The following is a 25,206-nucleotide window of genomic DNA, read 5'->3' as shown; positions in this document are numbered from 1 at the left end:
GTGGAACGGTCTGCCGAAGCGATCGAGGGTGGGGCGATGGGCGCCGGACTGCCGGAGAAGTGGAACCCGGAGAACGAACCGGCCCGCGTCGGCGGGGGCGCCGTCACGCTGGTGGAGGGGTCCTCGTTCTGCATCTGCACGCCCGGTGGGGACATCGGGGGCGGCGGTCCCCTCGGCGTGTTCTTCCGGGACACCCGCGTCCTCTCCCGCTGGGAGCTGCGGGTCGACGGCGAGGTCCCCGACCCGCTGGCGGCGATGACCCCGGACCCCTACCGCGCGACGTTCCTGGGCCGGCTCGCCCGGCGGTTCGGTCGGACCGACACCAACCTCCTCGTGCAGCGGGACCGGCGGGTGGGCAACGGGCTCCGCGAGGACCTGGTCCTGCGCAACCCGGGGGCCGAGCCGACGACGTGCACCGTCACGGTCGCGGTGGCGGCGGACTTCGCGGACCTGTTCGAGGTCAAGGAGGGGCGCGTGCAACCCCGCGGGGAGCCGCGGGCGCGGGCCCAGGACGACCGGCTGTACCTGGACCTGCACTGGCGGGAGACCCACCGCGGGGCGGTCGTCGACGCGCCCGGCGGCACGGTGGTGGCGTCCGCGGGCCCCGGCGCCGGAGCGGGGGTCATCCGCTTCGAGGCCCTCGTCCCCGCGCGCGGCGAGTGGTCGGCGTCGCTGCTGGTGCGCCCGGTCGTCGACGGCGAGGCGGCCGAGCCGTCCTTCCCGCTGGACCGGCCGGAAGGGGAGTCCCTGCCGGCCCGGCGGCTGCAGCGGTGGCGCGAGACCACGCCGATCGCCACGACCGGCCACGACAGCCTGCAGCGCACGCTGCGGCGCAGCCAGGAGGACGTGGGCGCGCTGCGCATCTTCGACCCCGAGGACCCCGCGCTCGCCGCGGTCGCCGCCGGCGCGCCCTGGTTCATGGCCCTGTTCGGCCGGGACTCGCTGCTGACCGCCTACATGGCGCTGCCGGTCGACCGGAGCCTGGCGCTCGGCACGCTGCGCACGCTCGCACGGCACCAGGGGCGCACCACCGACCCGGTGACCGAGGAAGAACCTGGCCGCATCCTGCACGAGGTGCGGCTGGGCGTCGACTCGGGGCTCTCCCTGGGCGGCGGCAGCATCTACTACGGCACCGTCGACGCCACCCCGCTGTTCGTGGTGCTGCTGGGGGAGTTCGCCCGCTGGGGCGGCGAGCGCCGGGAGGTGCAGGAGCTGCTGCCCCACGCCGACCGGGCGCTGGCGTGGATGGAGCGCTACGGCGACCGGGACGGTGACGGCTTCCTCGAATACCGCCGCGCGACCGACCGCGGGCTGCAGAACCAGGGCTGGAAGGACTCCTGGGACGGGATCACCTTTGCCGACGGCCGCCCGGCCGAGGCGCCGATCGCGCTCTGCGAGGTCCAGGGGTACGCCTACGGCGCCTACCGGGCCCGGGCCGAACTCGCCCGCTGGCTGGACGACGACGCCGGGGCGCAGCACTGGCTGGAGCGGGCGGCGACCCTGAAGAAGGCCTTCAACGAGCGGTTCTGGCTGCCGGAGCGAGGGTGGTACGCCCTGGCGCTGGACCGGGGCGGGAACCCGGTCGACGCCTGCGCGTCCAACATGGGCCACTGCCTCTGGAGCGGCATCGTCGACGCCGACAAGGCGCCGCTGGTGGCCGAGCACCTGCTCTCCCCGGCGATGTTCTCGGGCTGGGGAGTGCGCACGCTCAGCAGCGCCATGGGCGCCTACGACCCGGTCAGCTACCACAACGGTTCGGTGTGGCCGCACGACAACGCCTTCATCGTCGCCGGGCTGATGCGGTACGGCTTCGTGGCACAGGCGCAGCGGGTCGCCGAAGCGCTGCTGGAGGCGGCCGAACACTTCGGTGGCCGGCTGCCCGAGCTCTTCTGCGGCTTCGACCGCGGCGAGTTCCGCGAACCGGTGCCCTACCCGACCTCCTGCTCGCCGCAGGCGTGGGCCTCCGCGACCCCGGTCCAGCTCGTCCGGACCCTGCTGCGGTTCGACCCGGACCTGCCACGGGAGGAGCTGCGGGTCGACCCCGTCCTCCCGGCGGCCTTCACACCGCTGCGGGTCGAGGGCGTGGCCCTCGGCGCCGGCCGCGTCACCGTCGAGGTGACCGGCGCCGGGACCGTGGTGGAGGACGTGCCGTCAGGCGTCGAGCTGCGGTGCGAGCCCGCGCGGCTGGAGGACCCTGCGTGACACCGGGTGGCCGGTCACCCGCGGACGCGGCAACCGCCGCTCGGAGTCCAGCAGGCCGGTGTACAGCTCGACGTGCTCGCGGACCATCCGGTCGGTGTCGAAGCGCGCCACGGCCGACGCTCGACAGGCCGTCCGATCCAGGTCCGCGGCCGCCAGCAGCGACTCGATGAGGGCGTGGCGGTCGCCGCGCAGGTACCCGGTGACACCGTCGTCCACGATCTCCGGCGCCGCGCCCGACGGCGTGGTGACGACCGGTGTCCCCGTGGCGAGCGCCTCGATCATCACCAGGCCGAAGGGCTCGGGCCACTGGATGGGGTTGAGGAGGGCGAAGGAGTCGCCGACGAGGTCCAGCTTGTCCTTCTCCCCGAGTTCCCCCACGTACTCGATGCCGCCGCCGAGCAGCGGTTCGACCTCGGCCTCGAAGTACTGCCGCTCCGCGGGCTCCCGGAGCTTCGCCGCGAGGCGCAGCGGGACTCCCGCGGCGCGGGCGACCAGCACCGCTTCCCGGGGACCCTTCTCCGGGCTCATCCGACCGAGGAAGCTGGCGAACCCGCCACGGCCCCGACCCTCCGGCACGGCGACGACGTCGATGCCGTGGTGGATCACGGCGGCGATGCGGACACCGTCGGCGGACGCGGCCTGCGCGTGCGAGATGGCGATGACCGGGACGTCGCGCAGGGAGCGGTAGATCGCGTTCAGCGGGGCGTTGAACGGGCCGTGGTTGGTGGTCACGACCGGGACGCCCACCGGCTGGTGCCGGTACACGGGTCCGCAGGTGGTGTGGTCGTGGACGACGTCGACGTCGCCCATCGCCCCGTAGCTGGTGACCACGTGGCGGACCTCGTCGACCGCGCCGCCGGTCGCCGGTGCTCCGGCGACGGCTTCGTCCGTGCCGGGCACCCGGCCCACCGGGCAGGTGCTGTTGGCCGCCGCGGCGAGCAGCACCTCGTGGCCGTCCCGGACGAGACCGCGGGCGAGCCGGTCGATGACCGACTCGGTTCCGCCGTAGGCCGGGGGTGGGACGGGGAGCCAGGGCGGAGCGATCAGGCCGATGCGCATGGGACGTCCCTCGGAGCGGGCGGCGCGCGCCGCGATGGTGGACGGGATCGTCTGCAATCACAACCGCCGGAGCGGGCCGCGACCATCGGCAGTGCGACCGATTTCCCCGGCTCAGTCCGCCCGCGGAACCCGCGGCGGGATGCGCATCCCGCGCCGGAGCGCGCGCACCGCGGCGACCGTGGGGTCACCGGTCCGCAGGGCGGCCAGGCCCCGCGCCACGGACTCGGCGACCGCGCCGGGGGACACGCGCAGTGACCGGGCGAGGTCGCGGGTGCCCGTGACGCCGTCGACCAGCAGTCCCAGGACCCGCAGATCGAGCACGGTGAGCCCGTGCAGGTCGCCCGGTGGCGCCAGGACGACCGCGGCGGCGAGGTGGTCCAGGTCCGGACGGGCGACGTCCAGGGCGGTGACGCGGACCAGGTGCTCGCCGCCCGCGCCGGATGCGGGGGCGAGGAACGAGACGTGTGCGCCGCCGGCGGCCAGCTCGTCCGCGGCGACCGCGATCACCGGGGAGCCCGGTGCCAGCAGGCGGTCGCCCGGCAGCCCGGGCAGCGGCAGGACCTCTCCCGCGCGGGTGACCACCGCGCCGGCTCCGGCCCGCTCGACGATCCGAGCTGTCTCGGCGACGTCCCGCGTCCGGTCGAGCTCGTCGGCGATGGCCGTCGTGACGGCCGCGACGACGTCGCGACCGGCCTCGCCGGGTCGCGACGGATCGGCGGAGAGCAGGCTGAGGAAGCCGACGTGCCGCCCCCTCGACGTGAACAGCCCAGCGGCCAGGCCCTGGCGGAAGCCCGCCGGGAGCAGGTGGTCGCCCCAGGCGCGCACCTCGGGCAGCGGGCCCGGTATATCGGTGGCGAGCATCGGCGGCCGGCACCGGTTGAGGCCCAGCAGCTCTACCTCCTCGTCGGCCTCCGGACGGCGGAAGTAGGCGGTGAGCGGCTCGACAGGACCGGTGGTGGCGAGCGGGGCGCACCGGCACTGCTCTGGGTCCCGCAGTGCCAGCCAGCCGGCGTCGAAGGTCAGGATCCGCCCCAGCCGCTGCAGGACGTCGGCAGCTCTCTCCTGCACGGTCCAGCCCGGCGCTCCGGCTTCCGCCGCCGTCCCCGGGAGACCTGTCCTCTCACCGCTCATCGCGATCGACCCCTCTGCGCGGGCAGCGACTCACAGCCTGCCCGTGTAGATCACCGTCTCGGCCAGCTCGCGCACCTTGACGTTGCGGTGCTGGCTGTGGGTCCGGAGCACCGCGAACGCCTGCTCCTCGGTGAGCCGGCGCTGGCACATCAGGATGCCGATCGCCATCCCGATGCGCCGGTTGCTGGCCAGCGCGCGCTCCAGGCCGGCCGCCCGGTCCTCCGCGGACCGGGCCCGCTCCTGCAGCTCGTCGAGCAGGGTGAGCACGTCGGGCGGCTCCGCAGGGGTGGCCATCAGCTCCACGGGCAGGACGACGGTCATCGGTGCTGGCTCCTCCTCAGGCGCGGTCCCCGCGACGGACCTCCAGGGTGCGTGCGCGGCGCGGCACCCGACATCGGCAGGGCGACCGATCCGCACGGCGGCCGTCCGGGATGGGCATGTCTGCCGATACCGCGGCCTCCCCGCCCGGCGTCGGATGGACGAGCGCCCGGCGTCGTCCGCCGACATCCGGGCCACCCCGTGGCGGAGACGAACGAGGAGGCACCGTGAAGGCAGTGGTCTACGAGGGCCCGCGGCAGGTCAGCGTGAAGGACGTACCGGATGCCCGCATCGAACGGCCGACCGACGTGCTGGTGCGGATCACCTCGGCGAACATCTGCGGTTCGGACCTGCACATGTACGAGGGCCGCACCGACTTCGAGACGGGGCGCTGGTTCGGTCACGAGAACCTGGGCCAGGTGGTCGAGGTCGGCGACGGCGTGGACAAGGTCCAGGTGGGGGAGTACGTCGTCCTGCCGTTCAACATCGCCTGCGGGCACTGCAAGAACTGCGAGCAGCAGCTCACGAACTACTGCCTCACGGCGCAACCGAAGAAGGAGTGGGCCGGCGCGGCCCACGGCTTCGCCGACATGGGCCCCTGGGCCGGCGGGCAGGCCGAGCTGCTGCGGGTGCCGTGGGGGGACTTCAACTGCCTGCGGCTGGGTGAGGACGCCGAGGAACGCCAGACCGACTACGTGATGCTCGCCGACATCTTCCCGACCGGCTACCACGCCACCGAGCTGGCCGGCGTGAAGCCCGGTGACCAGACGGTCATCTACGGCGCCGGTCCGGTCGGGCTGATGGCCGCCCTCTCGGCCACCATCCGCGGGGCCAGCAAGGTGATGGTCGTCGACCGGCACCCCGACCGGTTGCGGCTGGCCGAGTCGATCGGCGCGATCGCGATCGACGACTCGGAGGTCGACCCGGTGCAGGCCGTCCTCGACCAGACGATGGGCCTGGGCGCGGACAACGGCTGCGAGTGCGTCGGCTACCAGGCGCACGAGCCGGACGGGCAGGAGCAGGCGAACCTGACGATGAACCGGCTGGTCGCCTCGGTGCGCTTCACCGGGAAGATCGGCAACGTCGGCGTCTTCGTGCCGCAGGACCCCGGGGGCGCCGACGAGCTGGCGAAGCAGGGGAAGCTCGCCTTCGACTACGGCATGTTCTGGTTCAAGGGCCAGCACATCGGCAGCGGCCAGGCGCCGGTCAAGAAGTACAACCGGCAGCTGCGCGACCTCATCGCCGGGGGCAAGGCCGAGCCGTCGTTCATCGTCAGCCACGAGCTGCCGCTGGACCGGGCCCCGGAGGCCTACGAGCACTTCGACAAGCGCGACGAGGGCTGGACCAAGGTCGTCCTGCACCCGGCGGGGGCGTGAGGTGGCCGGGGAGCTGAACGGACGGCGGGTCGCGATCCTGGCCGCCGACGGCGTGGAGCGGGTGGAGCTGGAGACGCCGCGCCGGGCCCTGGAGGACGCCGGTGCCCGCACCGACGTCGTCTCGATCACCAGCGGGGAGATCCTGGCGCGCAACCAGGACCTCGAGGACGCCGGCACGTTCGGCGTCGACCGGCTGGTCGGCGCTGCGTCGGTCGACGAGTACGACGCGCTGCTGCTGCCCGGGGGGACGGTGAACCCGGACAAGCTGCGGATGGAACCGACCGCGGTGCAGTTCGTCCGCGACTTCGTCCGGTCGGGCAAGCCGGTGGCCTCGATCTGCCACGGACCGTGGAACCTCGTCGAGGCCGACGTCGCGCGCGGCCGCCGGCTGACCTCGTTCCCGAGCATCCGCACCGACCTGCGCAACGCCGGCGCGGAGGTGGTCGACGAGGAGGTCGTCACCGACGGCAACATCACCACCAGCCGGTCTCCCGACGACCTGCCCGCCTTCTGCGCGCGCATCGTCCAGGAGTTCGCCGGGGCCGGGGTCGGGGCCGCGGCCCCGACCGCCGCGCGTCCCGCTCCCTCGTGAGCGACCCGGTTCGCCGGCACCCACCGCGGGGCGGTACCGCGGTGGGTGCCGGGCACGAGGCGGACGCGGGCCGGGAACGCACGATCATCTCGTGGCGCCGCCTGGTCGTGTCCCTGGCCGCGGGAGCCGTGGCGGCGATCGCCGTGGCGCTGCTCGGGCCGCCGCACCTGGGCGTGCTCGTCGGGTGGGCCGTGGCCGCCTCGGGCGTCCTGGTGTGGGTCTGGCGGATCAGCTGGCCCCAGGACCACCGGGGCACCAAGCGCCTGGCGGAGGACGAGGGGCGCACCCGCGCCACCGACGCCGCGGTCCTGGTCGCCGCCGTCGCGAGCCTGGCGGTGGTGTTCGACGGCGTGCTCAGCGCGAGCCGTCAGGACGCCGTCGCGGTCGCCGCGGTCATCCTCGCCGTCGTCGACACGATCCTCTCCTGGGCGCTGGTCAACACGGTGTTCGCGCTCAAGTACGCGCGGCTCTACTACGAGGGCGGGGACGGCGGCATCGCCTTCGAGGGGGACGAGCGCCCTGCCTACAGCGACTTCGCCTACCTGGCCTTCACGGTCGGCATGTCGTTCGCGGTGTCCGACACCACGCTGGCGAGCACGCGGATCCGCCGGGTCGGCCTCGGGCACGCGCTGCTGTCGTACCTGTTCGGCACCGTGCTGCTGGCGGTCGCCGTCAGCCTGCTGACCAACCTCTGAGCGGCCGGGCCACCTCCCGCACCGGGACGGAGGGGGAGGGGGTCCCCGATGTCCGCAACTCCTGGGGGAGCAGCGGCGGCCCCCCGTCCTCGCCACCCGGCGTGCGCGGCAGCCGCCGCGATCACCGGGCCCGGCCTGCCGCCCGGGCCCACCAGCTCCGCGCAGCCGGGGCCCGCACCGCGGCGGCGGCACCCAGGCCGACGGACAGTGCGGCGACGGCCGACGGCTTGGGGGACCACCGCAACGCGGCGAGCGCCCAGCCGACGGGTGCGTCGAGCTGCCGATCGGACTCCCGGCGTGGCGCTGCCGGCGCCGGTGCGGCCGCCGCGAAGGCGTCGAGCATGCCGGGGACGAAGGCGGCCATGTCCTGCGGCCCCCGGCTCGTGGTCAGGTTCCGGTCCCGGACGAGTTCCTGGTCCAGCCAGGTGGCGCCGGCGTTCACCAGGTCGTCGCGGATCCCGGGCCAGGAGGTGAGGGTCCGTCCGTCCAGGAGTCCCGCCGAGGCGAGCACCCAGGGGCCGTGGCAGAGGGTGGCGATCGGCGTGCCCCGGTCGGCGAACGCGCGGACGAACTCCCGGGCCGGGGCGGACTGCCGGAGGAGGTCGGGGTTGATGAACCCGCCGGGCAGCAGCAGACCGTCGTAGTCGCCGGGGTCGGCCTGCTCGACCGTCCTGCGCACGCGGACCCGGCTCGCCGGCACGTGCAGGTTCACCCCGCGGATCCGCCCGCGCCGGAGGGAGACGACGTCGACCGTGGCGCCGGCCGCCCTCAGGGCCCGCATCGGCACGACCAGCTCGACCTTCTCGAAGCCGTCGGCCGCCAGCGCGGCGATCCTGCGGCCCTCGAGCCGCCGTCTGGTGGGCATGAGGTCCCCCTGTCGCTCGGGGAGGTCCCGGCACCCGGGAGCCTCGGTCGTGGCACTCCACGAGTAGCACTGAGCTGGCCGGCTGCTCGGCGGTGAGGGGGTACCCCCAGGCGGTCACCGGACACCTCCGCGGGCGAACGGCGCCGGTGGTTCCCGGTCGCCGGCCGACCGGTCTCACGGCGGGTCCGCCGCGGCGGGGGCGGCCGCCGGAGTCGGCTCCGGGAGCGCGTTCGGGACGACGTCCGGCTCGGTGTCGGCCCGCGCTGCCGGCACGGCGTAGGCCCAGACGAGGTGCTCCACGACCGGGCCCGCCCCGGCCAGCAGCGCACGGGCCCGTTCCTCCAGGGCGGCGTCGGCGACCGTGCCCCGTTCGACGTGCTGCCGCAGGTGCTCCCGCCACGTGCTGACCGTGAACGTCTCCAGGAACGACCCGGGGTCCTCGGCGTCCTGGAACACGCCCCACAGGGAGGCGCCGGTCCGGCGCCGGGCCCGCGCGAGCTCCCGCATCACGTCCAGGAAGTCGGGGACGTCGGGGGCGCGCACCCGCCACCGCACGGTGACCAGCACCGGTCCGGCGTCCGGGTCCCGGTCCAGGGTCGGCGGTCGCGGCCACGGGAGCTCGGTGTGGCGCACGTCCTGGCCCGACTGCAGCGGGACCAGGAGCAGCCCCACGAGGGCGGCGAGCACGAGCCCACCTGCCGGCAGCAGGAACGCCGGGGTCAGCCCGAGGGCGTCCGCGACCGCCCCCCACGCCACCGCCCCGAGCGCCTGACCGCCCATGAACACGAGCTGGAACCAGGCCAGCGCCCGGGCGCGGGCCCAGCCGGGGAGGAGCAGCTGGGCGGTCGCGTTGAGCGTGGACTGGACGGCGATCCAGCTGAGGCCCGCCAGCACGAGGGCGGCCACGACCAGGACGGGGGACGGGTGCAGGCCGACCACCGCCACGGCCGCCGCGTAGGCCAGCATCGCGGCGGTCACGACCACCCCCGCGCCGCGCCGGGCGCGCAGCCGCGGCAGCACCGCGGTCCCGAGGACCGCGCCCGCCCCGACCGCGACCAGCAAGCCCCCGTACCCGTTCGGCCCGGCGCCGAGGGGCCCGCGGGCCACGGCCGGCAGCAGCGCCCACAGCGCGCTCGCGAACACCATGAACAGGGCCGACCGGGCGAGCACGCTGCTGAACGCGGGCGCACTGCGGACGTACCGCAGCCCCGCCCGGATGGCCTGGCCGATCGGCTCGGCGCCCAGCGGCCGCCGGGTCGCCGGCCGCGGCCACCGGTACAGCACGCCCAGCACACCGAGGAAGGACGCCGAGTTCAGCGCGAACGCGGCAGCCGGGCCGGCCCCGGCCACCAGCAGCCCGCCGACGGCCGGCCCGACGGCGCGGGCGACGTTGGCGTTCGCACCGTTGAGCAGCGCCGCGAGCGGGAGCTCCTCCCGGGGGACCAGCTCGGGTTGGACCGCCTGGAAGCAGGGGGCGGCGAGGGCCTGCCCGACCGCCAGCGCCGCGGTGAGGCCGAGCAGCCGGCCCGGCGTCACGCCGCCCGCCGCCGTCAGCACCGCCAGTCCCGCCGAGGCCAGCAGCATCAGCGTCTGGCTGACCAGCAGCAGCCGCCGCCGGTCCAGGACGTCCCCGAGCGCGCCGGCCGGGATGACGAGGAGGAAGACCGGCAGCGTCGCAGCGGTCTGCACGAGGGCGATCTGCAGCGCCCTGCCGCCCAGGTCGCCCATCAGCCACTGGGCTCCGACGGTCTGGGCCCAGGTGCCGGTGTTGGCGACGAACTGGGCGATCCACACCGCGCGGAACCACGTGTGCCGCAGCGGCGACCAGGCCGACGGCACGGTCGCCCCGGCGGATTCGCGAGCGGGGGTGACCGGGTGGACGTCGACGGCGTCGACCATGCCGGGGCGGTACCCGGCATCTCCCGGCCCACGCCTCGGCGGGAGCCGCGGCCCCGGTCGCCGGCTCAGCTGATCGCGGCGAGCCCGCGCTGGACCGCGGTCTCGCCGGCGGCCAGGCGGTCCCGGACCACGGGGAGCAGGTGCCCCTCGGCGTCGAGCAGGTCCCGCCAGCTGCGCAAGGGAGCCCAGCCCAGCAGCTTGTCGGCCTTGACGCACGAGATGCCCGACGCGTCGGGCCTCGGCACCGGCCGCAGCCGCACGGCGTCGCCGAAGTGCCGCCGGACCAGATCGTGCAGCGGCAGGCCGTTGGCGTTGTCCGCGGCGGCGGCGTAGACGACCTCGTGGCCGCCGGTGCAGGCCGTCACGGCGGCGAGCAGGAGCTCGGCCAGGTCGTCGACGACGACGTAGGACCAGAACGAGGCGCTGGTGTCCTCGCCGCGGGCCCGCACGATGGGGCCGATGTTGCGCTCGACGTTGCCCTCCCACTGGACCCAGGTCGGCCGGATCGACACCGCAGTGATGTCCGACCGGGCGACAGCGGCGTCCATGAGCAGTTCGCCGAACCACTTCGACAGCGCGTAGGTGTCCTGCGGTGCCACCGGGTGCAGCTCGTCGACGGGTGCGTACTCGGCGTGGAAGTAGCGCTTCGGGTACGAGAAACCCGGCACGGTCTCGCTCGAGATGTGCACGAAGCGCCGCACGCCGGACCGCTCGGCGGCTTCCAGCGTGGCGCTGGTCGCCAGCAGGTTGGTCCGGAGGATCTCGTGCGGCGGGTTCTTCACCGGGCTGGGGATCCCGGCCGCGTGCACGACGGCGTCGTGGCCGGGCACGACGGCCGCCGCGTGCCCAGCATCGGTCAGGTCGGCCTGGATGTAGCGGACCGGCCCCGCCCGCTCGTACACCGGGGGCAGCCGGTCGACGGCCGTCACCTCGTGCCCCGCCCGGAGGAGGGTGTCCAGGGTCGCCGCGCCCAGCTTGCCGCGGGCGCCGGTCACCAGGACGCGCACGGCCGGGTCACCGCCCCACCCGTCCGTCCCGGTGGGGGCCCGCCGCCGTCCGGGCGAGGAGCTCGGCGTAGAGCCGTTCGTAGCCGCGGGCCATGACCTCCGGGCTGAACCGGCTGACGGCCGTGGCCCGGCAGGCCTCCGGGTCCAGCTCGTCCAGCCGGCCCAGGGCCGCGGCGAAGTCCGCCTCGTCCTCGGCCAGGTACCCGGTGACCTTGGGCTCGACCAGCGAGGGGAGGCACCCCCGGGCCATGGCCACGACCGGGGTGCCGGCGGCCAGCGCCTCGCAGACCGCGGTGCCGCCGGGCTCCTCCCAGCGGATGGGGAAGAGCACCGCCCGGGACCGCCGGAGCAGGTCGGCCTTCTGGGCGCCGGCCACGCTGCCGATCCAGCGGACCCGGTCGCCGTCGAGGAGTGGCGCGACGCGGTCGAGGAACCAGCGGACGTCGGGGTAGTTGCGCACCGGGCTCGTCGGGTCGGCGAGCGCGGCGTCCAGGGCCGCGCGGTCGGGCAGGCCCCCGACCGGCCCAGCCAGCACCAGCGGCACCCCCGCCGCCCGGCAGGCGCGCACCGCGATGTCGATGCCCTTGAGCTCGCACAGCCGGGAGAGGACCAGCACCGCGTCCGTCCGCTCCTGCGGCGCCGCCGGCCCGCCCTCGGGGATCGGGACGGCGAGCGGCACCGAGCCGAGGGTCTGCCGGCGCAGCGCGGCCGGCCCCCGGGCGAGCTGGGAGTCGGAGACCCCGGCGAAGAAGACCCGCCCCCGGCCGTCGAAGGACGCGTAGAAGTCGGCGTTGCGGCGCAGGTCCCAGTGCAGCGTGTGCAGCACCGGCGGGGCCGTCGCGCCGAGCGCACCCAGCACCGCGGGGCCGACCACCTCCAGGTGCGTGTGCACCAGGTCGAACGGCTCACCTGCCGCGGCGTGCCGGCCGATCTCCTCCACCGCGACCTGCGCGTGGGCGTGCGCGGTCCCGACCACCGCCGGGTACGGCGCCGCCAGTCGGCTGAACTGCCCCCGGAGGAAGGCCCACACCCGGCCGTCGGCGTCCTGCTCGCTCTCGCCCACCGTCGCCAGGACGACGCGGTGGCCGCGACGGCGGAGCTCCGTGGTCAACGTGGCGACGACGTTCTCCAGGCCGCCGTAGCCCCGGGGCGGGACCGCCAGCCACGGGCCGGCGTCCATGAGGACCTTCACGCCGGCCAGCCCGGCGCACCGGCCGCCCGGCGGGCGGCGTAGGCGGGCACCGTCCGCATCGGTGGGCGCTCGACCACGCCGACGTCCCAGGTCACCGCCTCGACGCCGCCACCGGTCCGGACGTACTGGACCAGCTGGTCGCTGGGCACTCCGATGCCGGGGCAGCGGGCCAGGGCGGTCTGCAGGATCTGCCCCGCCATCCGCCCCAGCGCGGCGTCGGGCTGGTGGGAGTGCTGCCGCGTCCCGAGGTCGACCTGTGCCAGCGCGTCCACCCCGGCGAGCTCTGCGAGGTCGATGAGCAGCCCGAGCTCCACGCCGTAGTGCGAGACGAACGGGACCTGCTCCAGCAGCTCGCGCCGGCCCGCGTACTCACCCGACAGCGGTTGCACGAAGCCGGACAGCTCCGGCCACAGCGCGCCCAGCAGAGGTCGGGCGGTCAGCTCGGTCACCCGACCGCCGCCGCTGGGCACCAGCCCCTCGGTGGTGGACAGCGGCCGGTCGTAGAGCCCCTTGACGTAGCCGACGGTGGTGTCGGTGAGCAGCGGGCCCAGCAACCCGACCACGAACTGCGGGTCGAAGCAGATGAGGTCGGAGTCGATGAAGACGACCAGGTCGCCGTCGGTGACGTGCAGCGACTTCCACAGCGCCTCGCCCTTGCCGGCCACGTGGCCGTGCTCGGGCAGCGCGTCGTCGGCCCGCACCACCCGGGCGCCGGCCCGCGCTGCGGTGGCCGCCGTCCGGTCCGTCGAGCCGCTGTCGACCACGAGCAGCTCGTCCACGAGCGCGTGCCGCTCCACGAGCTCGCCGCGGATCGCCGCGACGATGGCGCCGACCGTGCGTTCCTCGTCCAGCGCGGGGAGCACGACGCTGACCGTGCGGCCCTGCGCCCGCTTGGCGGCTGCCAGCTCGGTCGCCCGGTAGTCCGTGGCGGTGTAGGTCCGGCGGGCGAGCCACCTGGAGACGTCCGTGCGCATGTCGTGTCCTTCCCGTCCGGTGAAGACCGGCGCGACACCGGGTCCCGGTGGCGCGCCGGGATGGCGCGGCCCGCCCGTCCCGGCGGGACGGCGGGCCACCCGGGAGGCGGTCCACGGGGGCAGGATCGGCACGTCGACCTGGTCGCGGTCTGCGACCCCGTGGCGCGGTCCGCCCAGGCGCTGGCCGGGGCGGTGGGTGCCTGGCACGTCCCCGACGTCCCCGCCCTCCTCGCCCTGGGGCTGGACGCCGTCTGGGTCTGCGTGCCGCCGTTCGCGCACGGGGAGCTGGAGCTGTCGATCGTGCGCGCCGGCCTGCCCCTCCTCGTGGAGCAGCCCCTGGCGGCCGACCTGGCCGTGGCCGAGCGCGTGGCCGCCGCGGTCTCCGCCGCGGTGCTGCCGACGGCGACGGGGTACCACTGGCGGCACCTGGACACCGTCGAGCGGGCCCGCGCGCCGCTGGCCGGAGCTGCCGTCCGCCTCGTGGCCGCGCGCTGGTGGGGCGCCACACCCCCGCCCGCCTGGTGGAGTCGCCGAGACCGGTCCGGCGGCCAGGTCGTCGAGCAGGCGACCCACGTGCCGGACGCCGGTGCCGCGGTGCTGCGCCTGGAGTCCGGCGCCGTCGGGACGGTCAGCGTCTCCTGCGTCCTGCCCGCACTGGCGGCCGCCGGCCTGGAGGTCGTCGCCGACGGCGTCACAACGGGCTGTCGCTGCGCTGCGCCCAGATGCTCGACGTCCATGGCGAGAGGATCAGGACAACGCTGCTGACCGTCGTCGTACCCTTCGCCGAGGCGCCCGGTCTGCTCGCCGACATCAGCGCGCGGCGTCGGCACGTGATCACCGCAGCACTGAGCGTGCCGGAACCGTGAGGGAGTCATCCAGTCACCCCTCCCGTGCCCGCCCGGGGGACACGCGTCCCTGCGCGTCGGCGCGCTCCGCGCGTCCATGGCACAGGGGTGGGACCGCCACCGTCGATCGGCAGGACGACCGATGTGCCGGGTCGGCCACTCCCCGACCGGAGATCGGCCGTTCTGCCGACGGCGTCCGGGCACCGGCCCGGGCAGCATGGAGGCCGGGCGCCCGGCCGGACGCGCAGGGCGATGCCCCGCAGGTCGGCACGACAGCGACCACCGGGACGAGGTGATGCGGTGATGACGGCAGCCGGGGCGGGCGTGCGCCCGGACGTGTTCGGGGAGGGACCGGCGGTCATCGGGCACCGCGGACTCGGCTGCGGCGTCGTCGCCGGGCACCCCCAGAACACCCTCAGCTCGTTCGTGGCCGCCGCGGGCCGCGGGGCGCAGTGGGTGGAGGCCGACGTCCGGCGTCTGCGCGACGATGTCCTGGTGGTGGCCCACGACGCCGCGCACCCCGACGGCTCCCCGCTGGCCGACCTCACGGGGGCGGAGGCGGACCGCCGCGGGGTCCTGCGCCTGAGCACGCTCCTGGACGAGCTCCCCCTCCAGGTGGGGGTGAACGTCGACCTCAAGTCGTCGATGGACGACTGCCTGCGGTCGCCCGGGCGGACCACCGCGGGCCTCCTGGCGCCGGTGGTGGCGGCGGAGGCCGTCCGACGGCCGCTGATGGTCTCCTCGTTCGACCCGTCGACCCGTCGGCCCTCGGGCTCCTGCGGGCGTCGGCACCGCGGGTGCCGCTCGGCCTGCTGACCTGGCACCGGTTCCCCCTGGAGATGGCCGTGGCGGCCTGCGTCCACATGGACGTCGAGGTGCTGGCGCTGCACGTCGGCTCGCTCTGCGAGGGGCAGGCCGCCGGCCAGATCGACCAGGGTGTCCTGGCACGTCTGCTGTCGCTGCTCCACCGCTGCGGCCGGCAGCTGCTGGTCTGGTGCCCGCAGATCGCCTCGGCCCGCCTGCTGGTGGCCGCGGGCACTGACGCCGTCGTCGTCGACGACCTGCCGGAGGCGCTGGCCGCGCTGGGCCCGTCCTCCGGGCCGGGGACCAGCTCCGCCGCGCCGGCGCAGGCCTGATCCGCCGCACCGGAATCGGTCGATCTGCCGAGTGTGCCGCGGGCGGCCGAGGCCCACCCTGATGCGGACACCGTGCAGGCGTCCACGCCGCCCCTGGGACCGCCGCCCGTTCCCGGGCCCGGCCACGGCGGGCCCGGCCAGGAGAGGCGAGGCATGACGGGTGCGACGCAGGTCGTCGGCGTGCTGGCGGCCGACCCCGAGCAGCTCCTCCCGGCGCGCCAGATGATGGCGTTCACCCTCGGCTTCCACATCGTCCTGGTGCCCTTCGGCGTCGCCTTCACCGCGATGATGCTGATCGCCAACTGGCGCGGGCTCCGGCGGGACGACGAGCAGGCGCTGGTGCTCGCGCGGCGGTGGTCGCAGGTCGCCGGGGTCCTCTTCGCGGTGGGGGCGGTCTCCGGCACGGTGCTGTCCTTCGAGCTCGGTCTGCTGTGGCCCGGGCTCATGGGCCGGTTCGGTGCCGCCTTCGGCATCCCCTTCGCCGTCGAGGGCCTGTTCTTCTTCCTCGAGGCGATCTTCGTGGCCATCTACATCTACGGCTGGCGCAGGATGCGTCCCTGGCCGCACTTCTGGACCGGCGTCCCCGTGGTCCTGTCCGGGATCGGCGGCACGTCGTCCGTGGTCGCGGCCAACGCGTGGATGAACCGGCCGGCCGGGTTCACGCTGGACGCCGACGGCCGGGTGGTCGACGTCCGCCCGCTCGACGTCCTCTTCACCGACGCCTTCGGCTACGAGGCCGTGCACATGCTGCTCGCCGCCTACATGGTCGCCGGCTTCACCATCGCCGGGGTCTACGCGGTCGGCATGCTGCGCGGACGGCGCGACCGGCTGCACCGCCTGGGCCTGGTCATCCCGCTCACCGTCGCCGCGATCGCCACCCCGGTCCAGGTGGTGGTCGGCGACGTCGCGGCCCGGGAGGTGTTCCAGCAGGAGCCGGCGAAGTTCGCCATGATCGAGGCGCTGACCGAGACCGACACCCGGGTGCCCGAGGTGCTCGGCGGGGTGCTCGTCGACGGGGAGCTGCGCTACGGCCTCGAGGTCCCGCTGGGGGCCTCCCTGCTGGCGGGCCTCGATCCGGACACCGAGATCCAGGGGCTGGACGCCATCCCGGCGGAGTACCGGCCGGCCGACCGGCTGGTGAACACCGTGCACATCGCGTTCCAGGTCATGGTGGGCATCGGGACGGCGCTGCTGGCGCTGTCGGCCTGGTACGCCTGGCTGTGGTGGCGCCGGCGCCGGCAGCCGGACCGGGTCCCGGACAACCCCTGGTTCCTGCGCTGCGTCGCCGTCAGCGGCGTCCTGGCGGTCATCGCCCTGGAGGCCGGCTGGGTCGTCACCGAGGTGGGCCGGCAGCCGTGGATCGTCGTCGGCCACCTGCGCACGGCCGAGGCCGTGACGACCAGCGGCAACGTGTGGCTGTTCTACGGCGCCACCGTCGCGCTGTACGCGGCCCTGGGGGTGGGCACCTTCTTCGTCCTCCGGCTCCTCCGCCGCAGGTGGCGCGAGGGCAGCGACACGACGGGGGAGGACGCCCCCGGCGGAGAGGGCGACGTGCCGTACGGGCCGTCGCGGGCGCGAACCGACGCCCCGGCATGAGCACCCTCGCCGCCGTCGTCCTGTTCACCGGGGTGATCGCCTACGCCGTCCTGGGCGGAGCCGACTACGGCGCCGGCTTCTGGGACCTCACCGCCGGTGGGGCACGGCGCGGTCGGCGCCCCCGGCACCTGGTCGACGAGACGCTGGCCCCGGTCTGGGAGGCCAACCACGTCTGGCTCATCTTCTGCCTGGTCATGCTCTGGACCGGGTTCCCCACGGCCTTCGCCGCGATCATGACCACGCTGCACGTCCCGCTCGGCCTGGCCGCGCTGGGCATCGTCCTGCGCGGCTCGGGCTTCGCCTTCCGCAAGGTCATGGTGCGCACCGACCAGCAACGGGTCACGGGCGCGGCCTTCGCCCTCTCCTCGGTGCTGGTCCCGTACTTCCTGGGCGCGGTGGCCGGGGGGATCGCGTCCGGGCGGGTCCCGCCCGGCGGCCGGGGCGACCCGCTCACCAGCTGGTGGAACCCGACCTCGGTGCTCGGCGGCGTGCTGGCCGTACTCGTCTGCGCCTACACCGCGGCCGTGTTCCTGACCGCCGAGGCCCGGCGGCACGGCGACGCGGAGCTGGAGGTCTGGTTCCGCCGGCGGTCGTTGGCCACGGCGGCCGTCACCGGGGCGGTCGCGCTGGCCGGCCTGTTCGTCCTGCGGGCCGACGCACCCCGGCTCCTCGACGGCCTGCTGTCCCGCGGCCTGCCGCTGGTCGTGCTCTCGGGCGCGTGCGGCCTGGCCGCGCTCCTCGTGCTGCGCCGGGCCGCCCCCCGGCTCCTGCAGGCGCTGGCGGTGGGCGCCGTCGCGGCGGTGGTCGCCGGGTGGGGGGTCGCCCAGTACCCGTACCTGCTCGGCACGCACACCACCATCGCCGCGGCAGCCGCGCCCGAGCCGACCCTCTGGGCGCTCACCGTCGTCGCGGCGGTCGCCTTGGCCGTCGTGGTGCCCGCCACGGCCTTGCTGTTCGTGCTGGCGCAGCGCGGCGGCCTGGACGCCTCGCACTGACCCGGCCGCTCAGCGCCCCGGGCGGCCGCCCTGGTGCCCGTCGAGGGTCCCGCGCGCGGCGGCGTCCAGGCGCTCGCGCTGCGGCACCACCGTGTACCGGGGGTCCCTGGTGGACTCGACGCCCGCCTCGAAGACCCCGAACCGCTGCAGCGCGCTGCCGGTCAGCAGGGCGATCCCGGAGGCGGCCGCGCCGGCCCGGCTGCGCCGGGCGAGGAGGACGGTGCCGGCCAGCCCCGCGGCGGTCAGCACCTCGGACGCGCGCCGGCGGCGCGCCACGGGGCCGTGCTCGTAGACCTCCCGGACCAGCCCCATCCGGTGCTCCATCAGCCGGGACGCCAGCAGCTCACCGGACGCCCCGACCGCCGCGAAGACCCGGGCCGGCCGCGCCTCGGCCGGCGGGGCGGTCAGCATGCCGAAGCCGCCGCTGGCGGCCGCCGCCGAGCCGGCGAACACGAACGGCAGCTCCTCCCGGACCTCAGCCCAGCCCGGGACCGCCGTCTGGGAGAGCAGGGCAGCGGTGTAGGTCCCGACGCCGGGGGCGGTGGCGGCCGACGCCAGGCCGAGCGCGCGGGCCAGGCCGCGGAGCAGCCGCGCCGGCCACGTCGACCGCCAGCGCGCCGGCACCAGCTCCGACACCGCCGCCGCGCCGACGCCGGGGCCGAAGGCGCTCAGGAGCCAGGTCCCGACGCTCATCGGCGACGTCGGCTTGGCCACCCGCAGCATGTGGTGGAAGCGCTCCGGTCGGCCGAGGTCCCCGACGAGCAGCACGACGCTGGCCAGCAGGGCGCCGAACGAGCCGAGCCAGCAGGACCGGCGCAGGTGCGGGGCGCGGGTCAGGTCCGCGCCCGCGGCGAGCACGGCCGTGCCCGCGGCGAGCCCCCCGGTGAACAGGTAGGCGGCGATCTTCCACTCCCACACCGGCGCCTTCAGCACCGGCCGTCCGTAGTACGAGGGAGGGTCGGGGTGCGCCGGCCCGGTCACCGGTCGTCACCGAACGCGGAGGAGACGAACGCACCGATGCCGGCCAGGGCGAACGCGGCGGCCGCCGCACCGACCCGACGCCAGATCTGCGGCGCCGAGCGGGTGGGCACCACCGGCGCCGGCGGCAGCCCGTACACCTCCGGCCGGTCGAGCAGCAGGAACATCGAGCCGTGGCCGCCGACGCCGTCGTCCGGGTCGCGGCCGTACAGCTGCGCCTCCGCGACGCCCTGCCCGTGCAGCTCGGCCAGCCGCCGGTCGGCGCGCTCCCGGAGCACGTCGAGCGGACCGAACTGGATCGACTCGGTGGGGCAGGCCTTCGCGCAGGCCGGCGTCAGGCCGCCCTTCAGCCGGTCGTAGCAGAGCGTGCACTTCTGCGCCCGGCCGTCATGCGGGCGCCGGTCGATCACGCCGTACGGGCAGCCGCTGACGCAGTACCCGCAGCCGTCGCAGATGTCCTGCTGGACGACCACGGTGCCGAACTCGGTGCGGAACAGGGCGCCGGTGGGGCAGACGTCGAGGCAGCCGGCCTCCGTGCAGTGCTTGCACACGTCGGACTCCATCAGCCAGCGGAAGTCCGTCCGCGTCTCCGCCCCGGTGCCGTCCCCGGGACGGCCGACGGTCGGCATGCCGAGGTCCGCGACGGCGCGCTTGGGCGAGGTGGGCAGCGGGGTGGTGCCGAGCTCGGAGCCGCCCCGGGGGGCGGCGCGCAGCCGGGGCTCGACCGCGGCGGTCTGCTCGTCCGGTCCTCCCGTGCCCGGGCGGCGCTGCTCCACGAACGCGACGTGCCGCCACGAGTTCGCGCCGAGCATCCCGGTGTTGTCCATCGACATGCCCAGCAGGTCCAGGCCGTCCTCCGGCAGGGCGTTCCACTCCTTGCAGGCCACCTCGCAGGCCTTGCACCCGATGCACACCGAGGTGTCGGTGAAGAAGCCCACCCGCGGCGGGGGCTCGTCGTAGCCGGCCCTGCGGGCGACGTCCAGCGGTGGTGGTGGCCGGTCCGGATCGGTCATGGCGTCTCCCTGGGCGGGTCGGTGGGGGAGGGGCCGGCGGTGACGAGCGTCGTCCCGGTGGTGGCGGTGATCCCGGCCCGGGTGCGCAGCCGAGCCAGCAGCGCGGTCAGCTCCGCGCCGCGCGGCCGGCGGCCGCGCAGGACGTCGCAGGTGGCGACCTTGCTCTCCTGGATGAGCACGTTGGCGTCGGCGACGATGCCGAGCAGGTCGTTGACCACGTCGCCGGTGACCAGCCCGGTCGGGCCCCAGTGGTAAGGGAGCCACACCTGGTGCACGACCTGCCCGTCGAGCTGCAGCGGGGCCATCCGGTCGGTCACGTGCACGCGGGCCTCGACCGCGGCCCGGGCGGTGACCACGTGGGCCCACCACAGGTGCGTCAGCCCCCGCAGCCGCGCCAGCTCCGGGGAGACCTCGACGAACAGCTCCGGCTGCAGCTCCGCGAGGTGGGGGAGCTGCCGGCTCATGCCGCCGGCGGTGTGGTGCTCGGTCAGCCGGGCCGCGGTGAGCACGAACGGGAACACGCCGGGGTCGCCCTCGGGCGGGGACGGGTCGTAGGGGTTCTCGGGCCGGGGGTACACGCGGCGGGTCGGGTTGCCCTGCTGGCCGTAGAGCGGGTTCCGGACCGGCGACTCGTGGGGCTCGTAGTGGGTCGGCAGCGGCCCGTCGACGACCCCCGTGGGTGCGAACAGCCAGCCCTTGCCGTCGGCCTGCATGATGAACGGGTCGTCGCCCCGCAGGGCGGCCGGCCCGCGGGCGCCCGCCGGCGGTTCGTGGCCCGGCGGTGTGGTCGGCGGGAAGTCGGGGACGTCGTGCCCCGTCCACCGCCCCTGGTCGGGGTCCCACCAGACCAGCTTCTTGCGCTCGCTCCAGGGCCGTCCGTCGAGGTCGGCCGAGGCGCGGTTGTACAGCAGCCGCCGGTTGGCCGGCCACGTCCAGCCCCACTCCGGGTCGTACGGGCCCTGCTGGTCGTGGGGCTTGCGCCGGGCGGCCTGGTTGACCTCGTCCGCGTAGACCCCGGAGTACTGCCAGCAGCCGCACGCGGTGGTGCCGTCGGCGCGCAGGTCGGTGAACCCGTCGACCGTCCGCCCCGTGGTCAGGTCGACGCCGTTGATCCGCCGCAGGACGTCCTCGGGATCGGGCTCCTCGTCGTCCCCGGTTCCCTCCGTCCGGTAGTCCCAGGCCAGCCGCTGGAGCGGCTCGTCGCGCGGGTCGGTCGAGTCGGCCACCCGCTCCCGGATCCGGCGCCAGAGTTGGTGGAAGAACCAGAGGTCCGAGCGCTGGTCACCGACCGGCTCGGCGGCCTTCTCCCGCCACTGCACCATCCGCTGGGTCTGGGTGAAGCTGCCGGCCTTCTCCACGTGCGACGCGGCGGGGAGGAAGAAGACCTCGGTGCGGCACCGCTCCGGGGCGATCTCCCCGGTCTCGACCTCGGGGGCGTCCTGCCAGAAGCTCGCCGTCTCGATCATCGTGAGGTCGCGGACGACGAGCCAGTCGAGGTTCGCCAGGGCCAGCCGCTGCAGCCGCCCGTTCGCCGAGCCGACGGCGGGGTTCTGCCCCATGACGAGGTAGCCGGACACCCGTCCGTCGACCATGTCCATCGTCGTCCGGTAGGTGCCGTGGTCGCCGTCGATCCGCGGCAGCCAGTCGAAGCCGAAGTCGTTGTCCGCCGTGGCCGCCTCACCGAAGTACTCCTTCAGCAGCGAGACGAGGTAGGCGTCGGCCTCCTCCCAGTACCCCTTCTGGGTGCGGGCGCGCAGCCGGTCGAGGTAGGCGGCCAGGTCGGCCTGGCCGGCGCGGGGCATGGGGAGGTAGCCGGGCAGCAGGTCGAACAGCGTGGGGATGTCGGTCGAGCCCTGGATGTTGGCGTGCCCGCGCAGCGCGTAGATGCCACCGCCCGGCCGGCCGATGTTGCCCAGCAGCAGCTGCACGATCGCCCCGGCGCGGATGTTCTGCGCGCCGACGGTGTGCTGGGTCCAGCCCACGCTGTAGACCAGCGCCGACGTGCGCTCGCGGCCGGAGTTCGCCGTCCAGGCCCGGCAGACCTGCAGGAACTCCTCCCTCGGGACGCCGCAGACCCGCTCGACCATCTCCGGGGTGTACCGCGAGAAGTGCCGCTTGAGCACCTGGAAGACGCAGCGGGGGTCCTCCAGCGTGGGGTCCTGGGCGATGCCGCCCGCCGCCCCCTCGATCGGGGGCCCGCCCATCCCGGTCTCCATGGGGGCGGTCGCCCGCTGGCGGGCGCCCTCGTAGTCCCAGGTGGTGCTGGCGTAGCTGCCCGTGGCGGGGTCGTAGCCGCTGAACAGGCCGTCGAGGTCCTCCGTGTCGGCGAACCCCTCGTTCACCAGGAACGCCGCGTTCGTGTAGGCCGCGACGTACTCCCGGAAGTCCAGGTCGTTGCTCAGCACGTGGTGGACCACGCCGCCCAGGAAGGCGATGTCGGTGCCGGCGCGGATCCGGACGTAGGAGTCGGCGAGCGCGCTGGTGCGGGTGAACCGCGGGTCGACGTGCACCACCCGGGCACCGTTCTTCTTGGCCTCCATCACCCACTGGAACGCGACCGGGTGCGCCTCGGCCATGTTCGAGCCCATGATCAGGATGAAGTCGGTGTTGACCAGGTCCTGCAGGTAGTCGGTGGCGCCACCCCGGCCGAACGACGTCCCCAGACCGGGGACGGTGGCGGAGTGCTATATGCGGGCCTGGTTCTCGATCTGCACCGCGCCCAGCGCCGTCCAGAGCTTCTTGAAGAGGTAGTTCTCCTCGTTGTCGGTCGTCGCGCCCCCGAGCCCGGCCAGGCCCGTGGTGCGGCGCAGCACGTTGCCCTGCTCGTCGGTGTCCTGCCAGCCGCGCCGCCGGGCGTCGAGCACCCGGTCGGCCACCATGTCCATCGCGGTGTCCAACGGCAGGTCGGTCCACCCGGTGGCGTAGGGCGCCCGGTAGCGCACCTTCTGCTCGCGCTGCGGACCGGTGACCAGCTGGAGGCTGGCCGACCCCTTGGGGCACAGCCGCCCGCGGGAGACCGGCGAGTCGGGGTCGCCCTCGATCTGCACGACGCGCCCGGCGTCGGCGTGGACGCGCTGGGCGCAGCCGACGGCGCAGTAGGGGCAGACCGACCTCGCGGGCGGCCCGGGGGTGTCGGTGCGGGGGCGCAGCGCCCTGGACCGCGGGGACTGCGCCGCGGCGCCCCGGCCCGTCCGGTCGGGCCCGGTCAGCTGCCGGTAGACCGGCCAGGCCGCCAGCCACCCGCGCACGCGCCGCTCGAGCGGGTTGCCGCCCATCGTCGTCCCCCGCCCGGTCGTGCGCGCCCGGCCACCGTGCCGTTCCTGCTCGGCCGTGCGGGCGACGGAGACCATCAGAGCCGGGTGGTGCCCGTCCCCCCATCGGCAGATCTACCGATCTTTCGGCGGAGCGGGGCCGTGCGGGTGGATCCGGGTGGCCGGGGCGGGACGGCCGGCGCAGAGTCGGGGAGCCGGTGAGCAGGGCCGGCCACCGGGCATCCCCTCAGGGCTCCCAGGAGCCGGGGGGCCCGCGCGCCAGGAGGCGGTGCCATGCGAGCGATGGTGTACCGAGGTCCCTACAAGGTCAGGGCGGAGGAGAAGGAGCGGCCGGGGATCGAGCACCCCAACGACGCGATCGTCCGGGTGCAGCTGGCCGCGATCTGCGGCTCCGACCTGCACCTCTACCACGGCATGATGCCGGACACCCGGATCGGCCACACCTTCGGCCACGAGTTCATCGGGGTGGTGGACGAGGTCGGTTCGTCGGTGCGGAACCTCGCCGTGGGCGACCGGGTGATGGTGCCGTTCAACATCTTCTGCGGCACCTGCTGGTACTGCGCGCGGGGCCTGTACTCGAACTGCCACAACGTCAACCCCAACCCCAACGCCACCGCGGTCGGCGGCATCTACGGCTACTCGCACACCACCGGCGGCTACGACGGCGGCCAGGCCGAGTACGTGCGGGTGCCCTTCGCAGACGTCGGCCCGTCGAAGATCCCGGACTGGATGGCCGACGAGGACGCGGTCCTGCTGACCGACGCCACGGCGACCGGCTACTTCGGGGCGCAGCTCGGCGACATCGTCCAGGGTGACGTCGTCATCGTATTCGGCGCCGGGCCCGTGGGCCTGGTCGCGGCGAAGTCGGCCTGGCTGATGGGGGCCGGGCGGGTCATCGTCATCGACCACCTGGAGCACCGGCTGGAGAAGGCGCGCACCTTCGCCCACGCCGAGACCTACAACTTCACCGAGTACGGCGACATCGTCCTGGAGATGAAGAAGCAGACCGACTGGCTCGGCGCCGACGTCGCCATCGACGCCGTGGGCGCGGAGGCCGACGGCAACTTCCTCCAGCACGTCACCTCGTCCAAGCTGAAGCTGCAGGGCGGCTCCCCGGTGGCGCTGAACTGGGCGATCGACTCCGTCCGCAAGGGCGCGACCATCTCGGTGATGGGTGCCTACGGCCCGCTGTTCAGCGCCGTCAAGTTCGGCGACGCGATGAACAAGGGGCTGACGATCCACACGAACCAGGCCCCGGTGAAGCGGCAGTGGCCGCGGCTGTTCGAGCACGTGCGCAACGGCTACCTCAAGCCCAGCGAGCTGGTCACCCACCGCATCCCGCTGGAGGACATCGCCGAGGGCTACCACATCTTCTCGGCCAAGCTCGACGGGATCATCAAGCCCCTCGTCGTCCCGACCGCCGCGTGAGCGACAGGAGACCCCGATGACGTACACACCGCACAAGCCCCCGATCGCCGAGTCGCCCGAGGAGCTGCGGGCGCGCATCCCCGGCTGGGGCGTCGACCTCGATCCCAAGGACCGCCCGTCGGTGCCGAAGCTGCAGTTCCAGGAGGACTTCACCGGAGCGCACTGGGAGTTCCCGGAGCGGCAGCCGGAGAAGTACCCGCGGGAGCGCTCGCCGGAGCACGGGATGCTCACCCCGGTCTTCGGCACCGCCCAGCCGCCCTCGGGCGTCCCCGGTGCCATCCGCCGCTACGCCTACCGCTACAGCGAGGGCCGCACGGCGCACTGGTTGCTGCTGGTCTTCGCCGACCGGGTGGACGCGTGGGTGCACCACCTGAAGTCCTTCCTCACGCTGCACCCGGACAACCCGATCACCGAGACCGGGGTCAAGGCCGAGTTCACCCACCACGGCATCTCGTCGCGGTTCGGCCAGAGCCGGACCGACGTCAAGCACCAGTGGCTGGACCCGGTGATCGTCGGCGGCCCGTGGATCGCCGCGGCCGGCGTCGTCTACAGCGGTGCCCGGAGCGTGGCGAAGGCGCTGGCGAACGGAGGGTCCGACGGACACCGGCCGCTGCACTGAGCCGGGAAGGGGTC

At 74.8% G+C, this 25,206-nt stretch carries 21 protein-coding genes and 1 pseudogene; 11 read left to right on the top strand and 11 right to left on the bottom strand.

Annotated elements, in window-relative coordinates; all coding sequences use genetic code 11:
* Positions 1-36 precede the first annotated feature (36 nt).
* Positions 37-2,202, top strand: coding sequence for a glycogen debranching N-terminal domain-containing protein (locus tag AB0J00_RS02160; protein WP_357739460.1), 2,166 nt, complete (start codon positions 37-39; stop codon positions 2,200-2,202).
* Here the strand turns inward: AB0J00_RS02160 and AB0J00_RS02155 are convergent.
* The 3 genes from AB0J00_RS02155 to AB0J00_RS02145 all read right to left on the bottom strand — a co-directional run bounded on the left by AB0J00_RS02155 (position 2,152) and on the right by AB0J00_RS02145 (position 4,713).
* Complete coding sequence (locus AB0J00_RS02155) at positions 2,152-3,261, bottom strand: glycosyltransferase family 4 protein (RefSeq protein ID WP_357739457.1); 1,110 nt, start codon at positions 3,259-3,261, stop codon at positions 2,152-2,154. The two genes, AB0J00_RS02160 and AB0J00_RS02155, sit on opposite strands and share 51 nt — an antisense overlap.
* A 111-nt stretch (positions 3,262-3,372) precedes the next feature.
* Entirely contained in the window at positions 3,373-4,329 is a 957-nt protein-coding gene (locus tag AB0J00_RS02150) for a helix-turn-helix transcriptional regulator (RefSeq protein ID WP_357739454.1), read from the bottom strand.
* A 93-nt stretch (positions 4,330-4,422) separates the two neighbouring features.
* Positions 4,423-4,713, bottom strand: coding sequence for an ANTAR domain-containing protein (locus AB0J00_RS02145; protein ID WP_357739451.1), 291 nt, complete (start codon positions 4,711-4,713; stop codon positions 4,423-4,425).
* A 224-nt stretch (positions 4,714-4,937) separates the two neighbouring features.
* Between AB0J00_RS02145 and AB0J00_RS02140 the strand changes: the two genes are divergently transcribed.
* Genes AB0J00_RS02140 through AB0J00_RS02130 form a run of 3 tightly spaced genes read left to right on the top strand, consistent with a single transcriptional unit; the run spans position 4,938 to position 7,373 of the window.
* Complete coding sequence (locus tag AB0J00_RS02140; RefSeq protein ID WP_357739449.1) at positions 4,938-6,086, top strand: glutathione-independent formaldehyde dehydrogenase; 1,149 nt, start codon at positions 4,938-4,940, stop codon at positions 6,084-6,086.
* A gap of 1 nt (position 6,087) precedes the next feature.
* Complete coding sequence (locus tag AB0J00_RS02135) at positions 6,088-6,678, top strand: type 1 glutamine amidotransferase domain-containing protein (RefSeq protein WP_357739446.1); 591 nt, start codon at positions 6,088-6,090, stop codon at positions 6,676-6,678.
* Entirely contained in the window at positions 6,675-7,373 is a 699-nt protein-coding gene (locus AB0J00_RS02130; protein WP_357739445.1) for a DUF1345 domain-containing protein, read from the top strand. The genes AB0J00_RS02135 and AB0J00_RS02130 overlap by 4 nt, the downstream gene beginning before the upstream one ends.
* A gap of 121 nt (positions 7,374-7,494) precedes the next feature.
* Here the strand turns inward: AB0J00_RS02130 and AB0J00_RS02125 are convergent, their stop codons facing one another.
* From AB0J00_RS02125 to AB0J00_RS02105, 5 genes are all read right to left on the bottom strand, one after another.
* Entirely contained in the window at positions 7,495-8,238 is a 744-nt protein-coding gene (locus AB0J00_RS02125) for a type 1 glutamine amidotransferase domain-containing protein (protein ID WP_357739442.1), read from the bottom strand.
* A 174-nt stretch (positions 8,239-8,412) separates the two neighbouring features.
* Positions 8,413-10,137 (bottom strand): MFS transporter, encoded by a 1,725-nt coding sequence (locus AB0J00_RS02120; protein WP_357739439.1) that lies wholly within the window; start codon positions 10,135-10,137, stop codon positions 8,413-8,415.
* Positions 10,138-10,202: 65 nt separating this feature from the next.
* On the bottom strand, positions 10,203-11,144 hold the full coding sequence (locus tag AB0J00_RS02115) for an NAD(P)-dependent oxidoreductase (RefSeq protein ID WP_357739436.1): 942 nt from the start codon (positions 11,142-11,144) through the stop codon (positions 10,203-10,205).
* 7 nt (positions 11,145-11,151) lie between these two features.
* Positions 11,152-12,336 (bottom strand): glycosyltransferase, encoded by a 1,185-nt coding sequence (locus tag AB0J00_RS02110; RefSeq protein ID WP_357739433.1) that lies wholly within the window; start codon positions 12,334-12,336, stop codon positions 11,152-11,154.
* On the bottom strand, positions 12,333-13,310 hold the full coding sequence (locus AB0J00_RS02105) for a glucosyl-3-phosphoglycerate synthase (protein ID WP_357739430.1): 978 nt from the start codon (positions 13,308-13,310) through the stop codon (positions 12,333-12,335). Before AB0J00_RS02105 ends, AB0J00_RS02110 begins: the two co-directional genes overlap by 4 nt.
* Before the next feature lie 60 nt (positions 13,311-13,370).
* On the opposite strand from AB0J00_RS02105, the gene AB0J00_RS02100 reads away from it, so the two are divergent.
* The 5 genes from AB0J00_RS02100 (at position 13,371) to AB0J00_RS02080 (ending at position 17,882) form a co-directional block, all read left to right on the top strand.
* Positions 13,371-14,075 carry a Gfo/Idh/MocA family oxidoreductase gene (locus tag AB0J00_RS02100; protein ID WP_357739427.1) on the top strand — a complete coding sequence of 235 codons (705 nt, stop codon included), beginning with the start codon at positions 13,371-13,373 and terminating at the stop codon, positions 14,073-14,075.
* A gap of 383 nt (positions 14,076-14,458) precedes the next feature.
* Positions 14,459-14,971: a glycerophosphodiester phosphodiesterase gene (locus AB0J00_RS02095; protein ID WP_357739424.1), complete on the top strand. Its 513-nt coding sequence runs from the start codon at positions 14,459-14,461 to the stop codon at positions 14,969-14,971.
* Positions 14,953-15,291, top strand: a complete 339-nt coding sequence (locus AB0J00_RS02090; protein ID WP_357739422.1) for a hypothetical protein — start codon at positions 14,953-14,955, stop codon at positions 15,289-15,291. The genes AB0J00_RS02095 and AB0J00_RS02090 overlap by 19 nt, the downstream gene beginning before the upstream one ends.
* Before the next feature lie 153 nt (positions 15,292-15,444).
* A complete protein-coding gene (locus tag AB0J00_RS02085) occupies positions 15,445-16,887 on the top strand; it encodes a cytochrome ubiquinol oxidase subunit I (protein WP_357739419.1) in 1,443 nt (480 codons plus the stop codon).
* The gene (locus tag AB0J00_RS02080) at positions 16,884-17,882 is read left to right on the top strand and encodes a cytochrome d ubiquinol oxidase subunit II (protein ID WP_357739416.1); all 999 of its coding nucleotides are present in this window, start codon (positions 16,884-16,886) and stop codon (positions 17,880-17,882) included. The genes AB0J00_RS02085 and AB0J00_RS02080 overlap by 4 nt, the downstream gene beginning before the upstream one ends.
* A 9-nt stretch (positions 17,883-17,891) precedes the next feature.
* Here AB0J00_RS02080 and nrfD read toward each other — a convergent pair whose 3' ends face one another.
* The 3 genes and pseudogenes from nrfD to fdh all read right to left on the bottom strand — a co-directional run bounded on the left by nrfD (position 17,892) and on the right by fdh (position 23,148).
* On the bottom strand, positions 17,892-18,815 hold the full coding sequence (nrfD, locus tag AB0J00_RS02075) for an NrfD/PsrC family molybdoenzyme membrane anchor subunit (protein WP_357739413.1): 924 nt from the start codon (positions 18,813-18,815) through the stop codon (positions 17,892-17,894).
* A gap of 44 nt (positions 18,816-18,859) precedes the next feature.
* A complete protein-coding gene (locus AB0J00_RS02070) occupies positions 18,860-19,873 on the bottom strand; it encodes a 4Fe-4S dicluster domain-containing protein (protein WP_357739410.1) in 1,014 nt (337 codons plus the stop codon).
* Positions 19,870-23,148 (bottom strand): annotated as a pseudogene (gene fdh, locus AB0J00_RS02065) (formate dehydrogenase). The gene AB0J00_RS02070 and the pseudogene fdh overlap by 4 nt, the downstream one beginning before the upstream one ends.
* Positions 23,149-23,427: 279 nt before the next feature.
* Here fdh and AB0J00_RS02060 point away from each other — a divergent pair.
* A complete protein-coding gene (locus tag AB0J00_RS02060) occupies positions 23,428-24,573 on the top strand; it encodes a zinc-dependent alcohol dehydrogenase (RefSeq protein WP_357739408.1) in 1,146 nt (381 codons plus the stop codon).
* A 16-nt stretch (positions 24,574-24,589) separates the two neighbouring features.
* Complete coding sequence (locus AB0J00_RS02055) at positions 24,590-25,192, top strand: hypothetical protein (protein ID WP_357739404.1); 603 nt, start codon at positions 24,590-24,592, stop codon at positions 25,190-25,192.
* Positions 25,193-25,206: the final 14 nt, after the last annotated feature.

Source organism: Modestobacter sp. NPDC049651, assembly GCF_040659695.1.
Lineage (GTDB): Bacteria > Actinomycetota > Actinomycetes > Mycobacteriales > Geodermatophilaceae > Modestobacter.
Note: the sequence above shows the minus strand (reverse complement) of the source record. Positions and strands in the feature narration are given on the sequence as shown.

Bases quoted from the DNA above. Each gene is read 5' to 3' on its own strand.
- AB0J00_RS02160 (WP_357739460.1), top strand. From the start codon at position 37: ATGGGCGCCGGACTGCCGGAGAAGTGGAACCCGGAGAACGAACCGGCC.
- AB0J00_RS02155 (WP_357739457.1), bottom strand. From the start codon at position 3,261: ATGCGCATCGGCCTGATCGCTCCGCCCTGGCTCCCCGTCCCACCCCCG.
- AB0J00_RS02145 (WP_357739451.1), bottom strand. From the start codon at position 4,713: ATGACCGTCGTCCTGCCCGTGGAGCTGATGGCCACCCCTGCGGAGCCG.
- AB0J00_RS02125 (WP_357739442.1), bottom strand. From the start codon at position 8,238: ATGCCCACCAGACGGCGGCTCGAGGGCCGCAGGATCGCCGCGCTGGCG.
- AB0J00_RS02120 (WP_357739439.1), bottom strand. From the start codon at position 10,137: ATGGTCGACGCCGTCGACGTCCACCCGGTCACCCCCGCTCGCGAATCC.
- AB0J00_RS02105 (WP_357739430.1), bottom strand. From the start codon at position 13,310: ATGCGCACGGACGTCTCCAGGTGGCTCGCCCGCCGGACCTACACCGCC.
- AB0J00_RS02100 (WP_357739427.1), top strand. From the start codon at position 13,371: ATGGCGCGGCCCGCCCGTCCCGGCGGGACGGCGGGCCACCCGGGAGGC.
- AB0J00_RS02095 (WP_357739424.1), top strand. From the start codon at position 14,459: ATGACGGCAGCCGGGGCGGGCGTGCGCCCGGACGTGTTCGGGGAGGGA.
- AB0J00_RS02085 (WP_357739419.1), top strand. From the start codon at position 15,445: ATGACGGGTGCGACGCAGGTCGTCGGCGTGCTGGCGGCCGACCCCGAG.
- AB0J00_RS02080 (WP_357739416.1), top strand. From the start codon at position 16,884: ATGAGCACCCTCGCCGCCGTCGTCCTGTTCACCGGGGTGATCGCCTAC.
- AB0J00_RS02070 (WP_357739410.1), bottom strand. From the start codon at position 19,873: ATGACCGATCCGGACCGGCCACCACCACCGCTGGACGTCGCCCGCAGG.
- AB0J00_RS02060 (WP_357739408.1), top strand. From the start codon at position 23,428: ATGGTGTACCGAGGTCCCTACAAGGTCAGGGCGGAGGAGAAGGAGCGG.
- AB0J00_RS02055 (WP_357739404.1), top strand. From the start codon at position 24,590: ATGACGTACACACCGCACAAGCCCCCGATCGCCGAGTCGCCCGAGGAG.